Genomic DNA, 13,015 nt, shown 5'->3' with positions numbered 1-13,015 from the left:
CGGTGAGGGGCGCGCGTGGGCACGCGCGTGTGCCGCACGACGGCGGTCCCCGCTCCGGAAGGTGGTGGAGTGGCGGTCGCGTCGCGTCAGGCGGCGAGGGAGAGCTGCGCGGCGGGCGGGCCGCGCCGGATCACCGTGTGCTGGAGTGCGGTGGTACGGGGCTTGGGTGGCGCGAGCAGAGCGGTGCGCGGCGTGCGCGGGCCCGGCTCGGGCGCGGCCGGGAGCCCGGAGCGCAGGGCGCGCACCAGGGCGAGCGCGGCGCCCGGGGATCGTACGAACGCGCCCTTGGAGAGCCGGATCAGCCGCAGCAGCGCGAGGTCCCCGTGGCGCAGCAGCCAGCCAGCGGCGAGCGCCGCGAGGGCGTGGCCGAGGAGCATCGGCAGGGACGGCAGCAGCGTGGCCATGGAAGCGGCGGAACCGGTGGAACCGGCACCGGCCTGGTGCAGGGAGCCCATGTCCATGCTCATGGCCGTGTCCGGGTAGATCCGCGCGTCGGCGAGGAGCCTGCGGGCGTGGGCGGGGCTGATCGCGGCCGTGGTGGTCCCGCACACGAGCCGCGCGGCCCGTTCGACCACAGAGGCGTCGGACATCGAGGCCATGGGCGTTCTGCCGGCGGATGCCGTGTGCTGCCCCAGCCCGAACAGCGTGTGCAGCACGGTCTGTCCGGCCGCCAGCAGCGCGGCGATCCCGGGCAGTGTGCGCTCGCGTCCGGCGAGCGGCGCCGCGACCAGGAAGACCCCCAGGAATCCCGCGCCCAGGGTCCACAGCGGAATCGTGGCGCAGGAGGCCAGCGCGTGCCCTCCGGCGGCCAGCACGACACAGACCGCGGCGAACACCGCGGCCCGAAGAATCCGGACGTCTCGTCCGGAGCGCGCCGTGCGCTGGTGGGGGGCAGTCATGGCGGGCCCATCATCGCACTGGACTTATCGCCCCCATACGGCAGGTCCACAAGGTGACGTACGGACCGGAAGGTCACTCTCTGGTGTGAGCCGCCCACACATACACTGATTCCGTCCTGGATGCAGCGCCCATATGGGCGGTATCACGTCAACTCCGTGCTTACACCCGGGTACTCGCGGCAATAACAAACGGTATGTCGAGCCGCGGCCGGGAGGCTGGAGCATGAGCATCTGGTGGTCACTCCACTTGCGGCGTGAAGCTGCGAGCGTCCCGCTCGCCCGGCGGCTGCTGCTCGGCGCGATGGAGACGGCGGGCGTCGACCCCGACATCTCCTACGACCTCTCGGTCGCCCTCAGCGAGGCCTGCGCGAACGCCGTCGAGCACGGCGGGGACGCCGCGCGCGGCGCGTCCTCTCAGGCGTACCGGGTCACCGCCTATCTGGACGGCGAGAAGTGCCGTATCGAGGTCGCGGACTCGGGTCCCGGTTTCCCGGACACCCAGCCCGCCCCGCCCGCCCGCGCCGACGCCGAGCACGGCAGAGGCCTGTATCTGATCCGGGAACTCGCCGACCACGTCCACATCGGCGACAAGCCGGGGCGTGGCGGCACGGTGGTGAGCTTCGACAAGATCCTCAAGTGGCGGAAGGACGCGCCGTTGATGGCGGTGTGACGGTGCCGCGCCGGCGACGCCCGGGACACGCGGTCGCGGCCGGGCGCGCGACCTCCCCTGCCGATGGCATGACTGCGGCGGTGCCGGTCTGCATACTGACCAGACGGCGGTGACGGCACACTGTGTGCTGCAGGGGGACTGTCAATGGCGTGGACGGTGTACGCGGGGGACGGGCGGCGGCTGTCGGTCGAGCAGCGGGGGGATCCGCGGGGACGCCCGGTCTTCCTCCTGCACGGCACTCCCGGCAGCAGGCTGGGGCCCGCCCCACGGCCGTCGGTGCTCTACCGCATGGGCATCCGGCTGATCACGTTCGACCGGCCGGGCTACGGTGACTCGGACCGCCGGCCGGGCCGCACGGTCCGCGCCGCGGCCGACGACGTGCGCCTGATCGCCGACGCCCTCGGGATCGGCAGGTTCGGGGTGGTCGGCCGTTCCGGCGGCGCCCCGCACGCGCTCGCCTGCGCGGCCCTGCTGCCGGACCGCACGGCACGGGCCGGGGCGCTGGTGGGTCTCGCGCCTCCGGACGCCTCCGACCTGGACTGGTTCGACGGGATGACCGAGGCCAACGTCCATGCCTACGTCAACGCGGCCGCGGGCCGGCACCGGCTCTCCGCGGCCCTGGGCAGCCGTTCTCTGACGATCCGCGCGGATCCGGCGGCCTCCGTCGCCGAGATGCGCAGCGAACTGCCCGAGTCCGACCGCTGGATCGTCGCGGACGTCGGCATCCAGGCCATGCTGGAGCGCAACTTCGCGGAGGGGCTGCGCAGTTCGGCCGACGGATGGGTGGACGACGTGATGGCGTTCAGCACCAGCTGGGGCTTCGACCTGTCCGGGATCACCGCCCCCGTCTACCTCTGGCACGGGGAGGAGGACATCTTCGCCCCGGTGGAACACACCCGCTGGCTCGGCCGCAACATCCCGACCGCCCGCGTCGAGGTCGAACGCCACGCCGCCCACTTCGGAGCGCTGCGTGTGATGACCGGCATCATCGGCTGGGCTGCGCAGCATGACGCGACGGACCGCGACGGGGACGGCACCGACAACGACCCCGCCCCCGACCGGGGGTGACCCCGATCGGGCGCCGCCCTCCGGTACCCGCACGCCACGACCTGCCCCCGCGTCCGCCCCGTCCCCCTCCGATCAGATCTGCTGCGGCTCCAGATCCCGGTCGATCCGGTGCCACGCGACGGCCGCCTCGCTCAGGGGGTGCGTGTCGCCCAGGCGTTGGACCAGTGCGGTCTCCGCCTCCTGGTGGAGCTGGGTGGCCTCCTCGTCGCGGCCCAGGTCGCGAAGGATGATCGCGAGATTGGCCACGCTGCTCAAGGTGTCGGGATGGGAGGCACCGAGCCGCTTGCGCAGGCCCGTCACAGCCAGCCGCTCCCAGTGCTCGGCCTCCTCGTGACGGCCCAGGTCGCCCAGGGCGTTGGCGAGGCTGGTCCCCGCGCTGAGGGTGGCCGGGTGCAGCGTGCCGAGGGCCGAGGCAAGGGCGATGCGGGCCTGCCCGGCCATTTCCACGGCCTTCTGCAGGTCACCGAGGGCCCGGTGGTAGGTGGCCAGGTTGTTGATGCAGAACATCGTGATGGGGTGTTCGGCACCGAACGAGTTCCGGTAGCCCTCCAGCACCTCCTCGACCCGCTGCACGGCCCGAGGGGCGCCCTGCTCGGCGTCGGTGGCGAGGTAGTCGGCGGCGAGATTGAGCCCGCAGGCCAGTTCCTCGGGGATGGAGCGACCGTAGCGGTCGCGGTAGCGGGCATGGGTCTCCCAGGTCTGCTCGCTCAGCTGCAGCGCCTCCTCGTGCCGGCCGGCCCTGCGCAGGGACACGGCGAGGCTCTTGTCGACCCGCAGCACCTCCGGGACGTACGGGTTGAGCACCTGTCCGAAGAACTCCCGCACCTCGCGCAGGATCTCCACCGAGTCGTCGTACTCACCGAGTTCCCTGAGGTCCCGGGCGTAGTGGCTGCGGGTGGTGAGGGTGTACGGGTGCAGCGGGCCGAGCAGCGCGGTGCGGCGGCGCACCGTGTCCTCGTCGAGCCGCAGGGCGGCCCTGCTGTCCCCGGTGAGCCGGTAGTCGATGGCGAGGTTGTTGGCGGAGGTGAGGGTGCGGGCGTGGTCCTCGCCGAAGATCTCGCGGAATCCGCTGTAGATCCGCTGGTCCAGCTTCAGCGCCTCGTTGAAGCGGCCCAGCGCGCGCAGGTCGGCGGCCACGCTGCCGGAAGTGATGAGCAGCGTGGGGTGGCCCTCGCCGAGCAGGCGGCGCTGTGCCTCCAGAGTGTTCTCGTCCATCTCGCGGGCGGCCTGGTACTCGCCCTGGGAGCGCAGGATGTTGGCCAGCTCGAAGCGGAGGTTGAGGATCTGTTCGTCGTTGGAGTCCGGGAACTCGGTGCTCCAGAACTCGTTGAGCTGCGTGCCCAGGGTGCGGGCGACATGCAGTTCGCCGCGCTTCCACAGATAGCGCATACGGTCCACCATCAGCTGCCGGGGTTCCTCCTCCGCGCACTCGCGAATGTTGGAGGGAACCAGGTGCGGCCAGATCACCTCGAACTCGGGCCACTTGGCGGGGTCGTCCACCGCGCCCTCGGGCGGCCGTACGGCGGCGAGGATGCGATGCACCTCGTGGACGGTCTCCTCGGCCGTGTCCGCGTCCATGCTGTCGCGCACCGCGGCCTGGACCAGCCGGTGCACCTGGATGGAGTTGTCGGTGGAGTCGACCTTGGCCAGCGCGAACTTGTGCAGCGCCTGGGTGACTTTGCCGAACATGTACCGCGACCGTAGGTCCCTGTCGTAGGGCAGCAGCACCTTGATCATGGGGTCGCTGCTGACGAGGGTCATCGAGATCGGCTCGGCGGACAGGAAACTGCACAGCTCCAGCAGCCGGGCCGCAGCGGGGGACTCGTGACGCAGCCGGTTGATGGAGATGTTCCAGGTGGCGCCCACGGAGGACGGGTACTCGACGGCGTCGACGGCGGCCTGCACCGACAGCACCTGGGTGCTCTGCTCGCGCAGCTGCTCGATGTACTCGCCCACGGGCGTCGCGGTTGTCTCCAGCCAGCCCGCCGCGACCTCGATCGCCAGGGGCAGGTCGCCGACCGCGTCGGCGACCAGGGCCGCGTCCTCGTCGCGCAGTCCCGGCACCCGTCGGGTCAGGTGCTCGACGCTCTCCTCCCGGGTGAAGACGTCGACCTGCACCGGCCTCACCTTGGTCGAGGTCGGCTTGGTGCGGGTGGTGACCAGGAGATGGCCGTAGACCTCGTCCGGGATCGGGCCGGTCTGCTCGCTGAAACGGTTGATCACCTGGTCCAGGTCCTCGACGTTGTCGAAGACCAGCAGCCAGCGCTTGTACGGGCGGGCGGCCCTGAGCGCCCGGAGGGCGGCCTCCACAGCCTCGGACACGTCGTCGCCGATCCCGGGGTCGAGCCGTCGGCCGAGGTCGGCGAGTTTGGGCGCGACCAGGTCGGGCTGTTCGGCGTCGACCCACCACACCAGGTCGTAGTCGGCCTTGAAGCGGTTGGCGTACTCGCGTGCCAGCTGGGTCTTGCCGACGCCGCCCAGCCCGTGCAGCACCAGGGGCAGTCGCTGTCCGGCGGCGACGGCCACGAACTGGCTGCGCACCTGCTCCAGGATCGGCGAGCGGCCGGTGAAGAACGGGTAGCGGGGCTGGACGTTGGACACACTGGTGCTGGTGTTCGGGAACCGTGCGCCGTGCGGGCGACCGGCCGTCTGGGACGAGCCGGGCCGGCCCAGACCGGTGAGCAGCCCGGTTGTCGCCGTCTCCTCGTCCAGCCGGGCCAGATCGATGGTGGCGCCCCGGCTCGCGTACGGGATCTGCTGGACGTCCCCGACCCGCAGAGCGACCGGTTGGTGCTTCTGCGAACCGCCGAAGTGCACGGTGGCATCCCAGGCCGCCATGGCCGTGCGGGAGTTGAGGAAGGCGGGGGAGACCACGGCGAGTACCCGGTGCGAGCCGCCGGAGACGGCCTCGCCACCGACCTCCAGGGTCGTCATCGCCCGCACATCCTGCGAGGCCACCTCGAACCGGGCCTCGCGCAGCACCATTTCCAGCCAGTCCACCCACATCCGGTCCTCGGAGACGTACTGCAGCAGCAGTTTCGAGGGGGGCAGCGGACGGCGCCGGGTGTACGCCGAGACGTACTGGTTGCGCTTGACCTCGTTGATGGTCGGCAGGCCGGTCACCCGGCCCGCGGTGATGACCGAGGTCAGCCGTTCGCAGGCGGTCAGCATGGAGCTGGCGACCTTGGGCGGGTCGCCGAAGGGGGCGAGGATCTCCTCGTAGGCGTAGTAGGGGCGGTAGGGGATCTCCACCGACCCCCAGTAGGCGGTGAGTTCATCGGGGGCCAGGCCGCTCGGCAGGCCGTCGAAACGCTCGCGGGCGAGGGCCCGTCCCGCGTCGACCTTGTCCTTCTCGCCGTCGTCGATGCGCATGGCGACCGGGAGGATGCGGATCCCCTTGTCGCCGTAGCGCTCCTCGATGTCCCGGGCGACCGAGGCGGCGCCCTCGATGCTCTGGTCGCTGAGGGTGTAGCAGACCACCAGGGTGCTGGGCATCTGCACGGTGCAGATGTCGGCGAGGTCGCTGTGGCCGGTCCGGCTGTCGATCAGCGTGAAGTCGTAGTAGCGCTCCATGTCCGCGCGCATCGCGTCGAAGAACTGGCCGCCGCCGTAGCTGCCGTAGAAGAGGTCCCAGTCCATGTTGCCGACGATCGGGTAGTCGCGGTGACGCATCCCGGCCGACAGGAAGTCCAGGCTGCCGGGGTTCGGGAAGGGCCAGTCCAGGGAGATGGCGTGCGGCCGGACGCGGGCGTAGCGGCGGTGCCAGTCGGGCTCGCGGTCGGGAAGGTCGCGCAGGGCCTCGCGGCGGTACTCGTCGATCAGGTTGATCAGGCCGGGGGTGGCCCGCAGTAAGGAGGGTTTCAGGAACGGGTGGAAGAAGCGGTGCAGTCCCGGCGCCTCCAGGTCCCAGTCGACGGCCAGTACGCGATATCCGTTGGCTGCCAAGATCCAGGCCACGTTGGCGAGTGCCATCGTCCGGCCGGTCCCACCCTTGTAGGAGTAGAAGGTGATCACTGAGCCCTTGCGGTCCTCGGTCATGGAGCCCTCCGCTGTCTCGGCCTTGCTCGTCCCTCGTGCCGTCCCTGTGCTGTGCTGTCGCGGTCCGCAGGTGCTCCGGGCTCTCGCCTAGACGGAGTACCCCTGCCTGGTCAGCCGCGGAGGATCCGCCGACGGCCCCGTCGGCGGATAGGTCGGCGCGTGGGCCTCGTAGTAGCTGACGGCCTGTCGTACGGCTTTCTGCAGTTCGACCGCGAAGGTCTCCAGGGTGCGGATGCCGCTGCCCGCGGAGCGGTGCCCCGAGCCCGCGGTCTGGCGCGAGGCGAGCACCCGGTCGGTGAGCTCCTGCAACTGCCGGTCCCGCTCCGGAGGGATCGCGTCGTCCTTGTGCTGGGGGATCATCACGCTGATCCAGGGGCGCTGCTGGGCGGCCAGCTGGGCCATCAACTCCGTGAGGTGGGGGGAGTCCAGCGCCCACCGGTCGAGCAGCAGCAGGGCGGGCGCGGCGGGCGGGCCGGGGGCCAGGAGGCGGTCGGCCTCGTTCTCGAAGTCGCTGACGGTGACGCGGAAGTTCATGGCCTTGACGAGGTCCACGGCGTGCTCCACGAGCGGACGGGTCGACACCGGGTAGTACGGGTTCCACTCGGTCGGAGTGTCCCCGTAGTAGTCGGGCACCCGGCCCGGCGGCAGGTCCGAGCGGTAGCGGGCCATCACCGTGACGTGGAACTCGGGAGGGTGCGCGGCCTCGCCGAACGCGCTGGGCAGTGACTCGTAGTCCCGGTAGTTCTGCCCCTCCTCCAGGTCGACGGCCCTGCTCGCCCGCACGATCCGCTGTGCCAGCCGGTAGACGGCGCGTTCGTACTGGTCCTGGAGATAGGTGAGCTTGGTCAGTCCGTAGAATCCCTCCGCCGCGTAGTCCTCCCCGAAGTCCGCGTGATGGAACTGCAGATCCCTCGCCACCTGCGGCAGTTGGGCGAGTTCCACGGGCACCCATAACGCGGGGACGATGGCGCTTTCCCGGGAATCCCCGCGCCGTGCCCGGCGGTAGATCTCCCGTTGGGAGAACGCCCACCACTCCCGCCCGCACTGTTCACTGATGAAGTACCGCGGCGAATAGAGCGGAACGAACACCTGGCATCGGGCCAGGTTCTGCGACAACTCGTCCGTCCACCGCGTTCCCAGTGCGATTCCCTGGTCCAGAAATCCGGCACTCGCTCCCATCGGCAATGACGTCATCTCCAGGATGTGAGCGCACAGGCCGTCGTACAGCTTTTTCACCCAGGCGTTCGGGCCGGCGACGTCCGAGTCGTTCCGCGGTGTGTGCGCGTAGCTCAGGAAGAAGTACGGCCGTCTGTTCCTGGGGTCCTCTGCGTCCACTCGCACGAATACCCCCCGATATGCCGCCGACGGAGCTTCAGTGTAGGAACCACCGCTCATCCGGGGAACGGTGCGGTGAATGCTCCGGCCGCGGCGAGGCCCGGTGCGGCCACGGCGCCCTCAGGACGCCGTGCTCCGCCGGTGGTCGGCCGCCGCTCTGCGGGCCTCGGCCAGGGCATCGGGGCTCAGGGGGTCCGTCAGCCTGCTCGCGAGGGTCTCCCCCATGGCCGTCACGAACCGCTCGCCGAGCTCTGTCAGAGCCCTGGAAGCGGCCAGGGTGTCCACGGCCTCCGCGGTCTGCTCACGCCACCGGGCGAACTGCACCTCGGCGGCGCGCGCTTCGACGCCGTCCTCGGTCCGCCGGCGCGCGCGCCAGTGGTCGACGACGGCGATGTGTGCGTACGTCCCCTGGAGCAGCCCTTCCAGCGGGCGCGGATCGGGACGCCAGGGCGCGTAGAACAGCCGCTCGCAGGACGGATCGTAGAGGTCCGTCAGGTCGAGTACGGCGCCCAGCTTGACGTGCTGGAACTCGTGCACCAGCAGACAGGCAAGGGTTTCCGGCGTGCCGGGACGGGCGATCGCGACCGCACCGAAGGCGTCCCGGGCGGCCGAACTGACGTCGGCGCCGGAGGAGTTCTCCCGCAGGGGCGTGACGACACTCAGGCCCGCGGCGAGCCCGGGGGCGTAGGCGGGCAGTTCCCGCCGGATCCACTCCCATGCGCCGGCGAGCCCGCTGCGCCACTCCTCGGCCGCCGCATCGGACAGCCGCGCCGCCACGGGGTGGCCGTGGATGTCCCGCCAAGGGTCGGTGTCCTCCAACGCGACCGCCCAGCCGGGCATTTCGAACCGACGCCGGGCCTGCCACGCCTGCTGCGCACTGTGCTTGGGGCCGAGGACATGCTCGTGTCCCCCGACCCGCACGGTGAAGCCGTCGTCGCCGCTCCCGATGACGTGCGCCTCCTCGGCCCCGCCCACAGCCAGCGTCCCCAGAGTCGGCAGCCGCAGGATCCCTGAGTCGGTGGGGACGGTCACCGCGCCCACCCGGCCGGCCCGCAGCAGCGTCGCGGCGGCGAGCTCCGCCACCCCGCGCATCGCGATCCGGCCGGCCTCCTCGTCGCCGCGCAACGACCGCTGCGCCCAGGGCCGCAGGTAGGGGTGGGCCAGCACCGCGTCCACCGACGCGGGCGCCTCGGCGTCGAGGGCCGTCAGCGTGTCCCAGGCGGCGGTGCCGGCCGGGCTGTGCGGGGTCTCGTGCCAGACCGCGGCGAGGAGTTCGCGGTTGACGGTGAGTTCGTGCCGGGCCAGCAGCGCGACGGCGTCGGAGCCTCCGAAACCGGAGGCGAGTTCGTCGAGGTGCACGTCGTCCAGGAGGGGCTGTGGCATGGGCGTCCTCGGGGCTTCCCGGTCGCGGATCCCGGTGATGAGCTGCTTCAGGTCGGCGCAGAACACGGACGGGTTCATGAATCCGCCCGAGCGGCCTTCGGTCCGGTAGCGGTGCGCGTAAAGCCCCCCGCCGCACGAACGGACGACCGGACAGGCACGGCAGGTGTCGCAGAGCCCGTCCAGGCCCTGTTGCCGGGCCACGATGCCGGGGTGTGCCGCCATCTCGTCCAGCGAGTTGGCGACGACGCTCATTCCGGTGGCGGGCGCGCCGTCGTAGGCGGTCTTCAGGGAGTCGGCCTGTTCGAGCGAGCCGTCGGTCTCGATGACGGCCAGCTCCACGGGGGCCAGCCCGAGGGACTCGGTGAGGCTGCCCGACCCGCGCAGAGTGCGCAGTACGGAGTCGAGGACCCGCACGTCCATGGGTCTGCCCGCGGCGGTCCAGCGGTCGTGGACGCTCAGCAGCCAGTCGCCGTACTCCGTGCCGGAGGGGCGGTCGGCCGGGCGCGGTGGGGGTTCGTCCCAGGTGGCGTGCGGCAGCAGGAAGTCGATGCGGGGCGGCGCGAGTTCGGCCAGGGCGTCGTACCCGGTGCCGGGGTCGTTGCGCAGGTCGATCGTGCACAGGAGACCGGCGAAGAGGTGCCGGTAGCGCTCCTGGTTGAGCAGGGCGATCGCGCGGAGGACCTGGGCGTGGCTGCTGCGGCCGTTGCGGTAGCGGCGGTGCAGGTCGTTGGCGGCGCGGTCGCCGTCGAGCGAGATGCCGACTTTGATGTCGAGCTCCGCGAACAGCTCGCAGAATTTTTCGTCGAGCGTGACGCCATTGGTGTGGATGCGCAGGTCGAGGGCGCAGATGTCGGCGAGGGCGGTGCGTAAGCCCTCCGCCGCCCGACGCAGTTTCGCCGGGCCCGCGAGGAGGGGCTCCCCGCCGTGCAGAACGACGTGGACGGTGTCGAGCCGATGGGTGCGGGCGTGCTCGGCGATGCGCTTGGCCGTGAGGTCCAGCACCGCACCGGAGATCACCTTGGGGCGGCCTCGCCAGCTCTGGTCCGCGTGTTCGAACACATAGCAGTGATCGCACGCCAGATCACAGCGGCTGTGCATCTTCAGTACGAACTGGCTCAGTGGGTGCGGTGACGGATCCATGAGCCCACTGTTCGATTCTTGCCCGAGTCGGCGGCGGTCAGACGGCCGACTGGAACGCCGCTACGGAGACGCGTGCGGGTCCGCGCTCCGGTGCGCCGTGCGACACCACCCGGGTCAGAGCGCCGGACCTGAGGCCGTCCGCCCGGGCGGCGAGCCGTACCAGCGGCACCCGCTCGGGCCCGGTGGTCGACGGCTTCCCCGGCTCTTCGGCCGAGGCGTTGGTGGACGTGTTCATGGGTGAACCTTACGGATACCTGGAGCGCACCGCTTGGCGAACACGCTCGTGATTCGGGACGGCCTGGGGCAAGACGTTTGTCGGCAGCCATGAAACCACATGGCCGGAATGGATCGCGAGACACCAGGTCGGGGTCAACTTCGCTCCGGCGCACGGGAGTTGACATGCATGAACATCCCATACGAGCCTCTCGGTCCTGAGGGGGTGCGGGCGGCGGAAAGCGACTCGGGGGGTATGCACCTGGGAGGCCAAGAGGTACCCGACCAGTTCCACTGCCGACTGGATTTTCCCTGGATTTTACCTCCGGCCGGGGTTTGAGGACCGGAGCTTCACTCGAACGGGCTCGCTTTAAGGTTCCTCAGCATTCACAGCTCGTTGCCAGCCCGGCCCCACATCCCTGACGGCTGCCGTCCTTACGTTCCCGATCATGACGGGAAACCACAGGAGCACCTCCATCACCCGCCGCCGCGCCATCGCGGTGAGCGGCGGTACGGTCGCGGCCGGCGGGCTCGCGCTGGCCGGTTACCAGTCGGCGTTCGCCGACACGACCACCGACTCCGACGCGGACGCCACCGCGTCGGCGAGTTCGACCAGCGAGTGCATGACGCTGATGAGCAGCGTCACCGAGGGCCCCTACTACCTCGACGGCGCCCTGGTGCGGAAGGACATCACCGAGGGCAAGGCCGGCGTCCCGCTGACCCTGCGTCTGACCGTCGTCGACGCCACCGACGGCTGTACGCCGGTCAAGGGCGCCGCGGTCGAGATCTGGCACTGCGACGCCTGGGGCTACTACTCCGGCTACACCACCGCCAACCCCGGCGGCTCGGCCCCCGCGGAGAGCGAGGAAGGCGACTCCGCGAACGACCAGACCTATCTGCGTGGCTACCAGATCGCCAACGCCAACGGGGTCGTCAAGTTCGAGACGATCTTCCCGGGTTGGTACACCCCGCGCACCTGCCACATCCACGTGAAGGTGCACACGGGCGGCGAGAAGGAGGACGGCACCTACGAGGGCGGCAAGGTCAACTACACCGGCCAGCTGTTCTTCGACGACGACATCGCCGAGGAGATCTTCACCCTCGACCCGTACGCCAAGCACACCGGCAGCTACACCGTCCTCGCCGACGACATGGTGTACGACGGCGGCGGTGCCTCCAGCGGTCTGCTGACCCTCAAGGCCGTGCACAAGACGGACCCGTCCAAGGGCTACAAGGGCTTCCTGGCCCTGGGCATCGACCCGGACGCGGAGAACACGGGCGCGGGCAGCGGCGGCGGTGGCACCCCGCCGAGCGACGCACCGACGGGCACGCCGCCGAGCGACGCCCCGAGCGACAGCGCCACCCCTTCGGCCTCGGCCTCCTCGTAAGGTACGGCGATGAGCAGCCGCGAGGACGAGACGCTGGCGCAGGCCGCCGTGACCGCGCTCACCGGGCAGCTGGCCCTGGCCCCCAAGCCCGGCCTGCCCGACCCGCGCGACCTCGGCGCCCGTGCCCTGTGCAAGGACCACGACTCCCTGCGCTGGTCGGCCAAGGCGCTCGCGCCCGGCCTCGCGGCGATGGCCGCCGCCGCCCGCCGCACCGGTGAACCCACTCCGCAGCTGCGCGCGGAGCTGGGTGCCATCGGCCGGTCCACCGAGCACTCGGTGGGCCTCGCCGGCGGCGGACACCGTGGTGCCCTGTGTGTGCTCGGCTTCCTGGTCGCGGCGGCCGCGCTGGACCCCCGTGCGGGGTCCCAGGACGTGGCCTTCGCCGCCAAGAAGCTCGCCGCCTTCAACGACAAGGGCGCCCCGCGCCGCCCCTCCCGCGGCTCCTCGATCTCCGCGAAGTACGGCGCCGCCGGCGCCCGCGGCGAGGCCCGCGCCGGATTCCCGCACGTACGGCGGGCGTTCGACGCCCTCGCCGCCGCCCGCTCGGCCGGTGCCACGGAGGCACAGGCCCGGCTGGACGCCCTGCTCACCGTGATGTCGACGCTCCAGGACACGGAACTGCTGTACACGGCAGGGCCGTTGGGGCTGCGGCATGTGCAGGCGGGGGCGCGTGGGGTGCTGGAGGCGGGGGGTACGGCGACGGAGGCGGGCGGGGAGGCGCTGTCCGCCCTCGACGCCGATCTCCACGCGCGCGCATGGAGCCCACGGGGGAGTGCGGGACTGTTGGCGGGAGCGCTGTTCCTGGACTCGCTGCCGGTCAGCTCACGCGTACCGGCGACGGCCTGACGTCCTCGCCCACCCGGCCGGCGGCCCTGCGCGCC

At 71.2% G+C, this 13,015-nt stretch carries 9 protein-coding genes; 4 read left to right on the top strand and 5 right to left on the bottom strand.

Annotated elements, in window-relative coordinates; all coding sequences use genetic code 11:
• Window positions 1–86: 86 nt before the first annotated feature.
• A complete protein-coding gene (locus tag ACWC09_RS17290) occupies window positions 87–899 on the bottom strand; it encodes a hypothetical protein (RefSeq protein ID WP_450851370.1) in 813 nt (270 codons plus the stop codon).
• Between the two features lie 223 nt (window positions 900–1,122).
• On the opposite strand from ACWC09_RS17290, the gene ACWC09_RS17285 reads away from it, so the two are divergent.
• Window positions 1,123–1,569 carry an ATP-binding protein gene (locus ACWC09_RS17285; RefSeq protein ID WP_450851369.1) on the top strand — a complete coding sequence of 149 codons (447 nt, stop codon included), beginning with the start codon at window positions 1,123–1,125 and terminating at the stop codon, window positions 1,567–1,569.
• A gap of 144 nt (window positions 1,570–1,713) precedes the next feature.
• On the top strand, window positions 1,714–2,637 hold the full coding sequence (locus ACWC09_RS17280; RefSeq protein ID WP_450851368.1) for an alpha/beta fold hydrolase: 924 nt from the start codon (window positions 1,714–1,716) through the stop codon (window positions 2,635–2,637).
• A gap of 72 nt (window positions 2,638–2,709) precedes the next feature.
• On the opposite strand, the gene fxsT is transcribed toward ACWC09_RS17280, so the two are convergent.
• From fxsT to fxsA, 4 genes are all read right to left on the bottom strand, one after another.
• Window positions 2,710–6,675 carry an FxSxx-COOH system tetratricopeptide repeat protein gene (fxsT, locus tag ACWC09_RS17275; protein WP_450851367.1) on the bottom strand — a complete coding sequence of 1,322 codons (3,966 nt, stop codon included), beginning with the start codon at window positions 6,673–6,675 and terminating at the stop codon, window positions 2,710–2,712.
• Window positions 6,676–6,762: 87 nt separating this feature from the next.
• Complete coding sequence (locus tag ACWC09_RS17270) at window positions 6,763–8,016, bottom strand: TIR-like protein FxsC (protein ID WP_450851366.1); 1,254 nt, start codon at window positions 8,014–8,016, stop codon at window positions 6,763–6,765.
• Window positions 8,017–8,130: 114 nt separating this feature from the next.
• Window positions 8,131–10,533: an FxsB family cyclophane-forming radical SAM/SPASM peptide maturase gene (locus ACWC09_RS17265; RefSeq protein WP_450851365.1), complete on the bottom strand. Its 2,403-nt coding sequence runs from the start codon at window positions 10,531–10,533 to the stop codon at window positions 8,131–8,133.
• Window positions 10,534–10,570: 37 nt separating this feature from the next.
• The gene (fxsA, locus tag ACWC09_RS17260) at window positions 10,571–10,768 is read right to left on the bottom strand and encodes an FxSxx-COOH cyclophane-containing RiPP peptide (RefSeq protein WP_450851364.1); all 198 of its coding nucleotides are present in this window, start codon (window positions 10,766–10,768) and stop codon (window positions 10,571–10,573) included.
• Between the two features lie 427 nt (window positions 10,769–11,195).
• Between fxsA and ACWC09_RS17255 the strand changes: the two genes are divergently transcribed.
• Entirely contained in the window at window positions 11,196–12,134 is a 939-nt protein-coding gene (locus tag ACWC09_RS17255) for an intradiol ring-cleavage dioxygenase (protein WP_450851363.1), read from the top strand.
• 9 nt (window positions 12,135–12,143) lie between these two features.
• A complete protein-coding gene (locus ACWC09_RS17250) occupies window positions 12,144–12,980 on the top strand; it encodes a triphosphoribosyl-dephospho-CoA synthase (protein WP_450851362.1) in 837 nt (278 codons plus the stop codon).
• Window positions 12,981–13,015 lie beyond the last annotated feature (35 nt).

Source organism: Streptomyces sp. NPDC001617, from assembly GCF_053596855.1.
The sequence above is the reverse complement of the archived record's forward strand: the minus strand, read 5'-3'. Positions and strand labels throughout refer to the sequence as shown.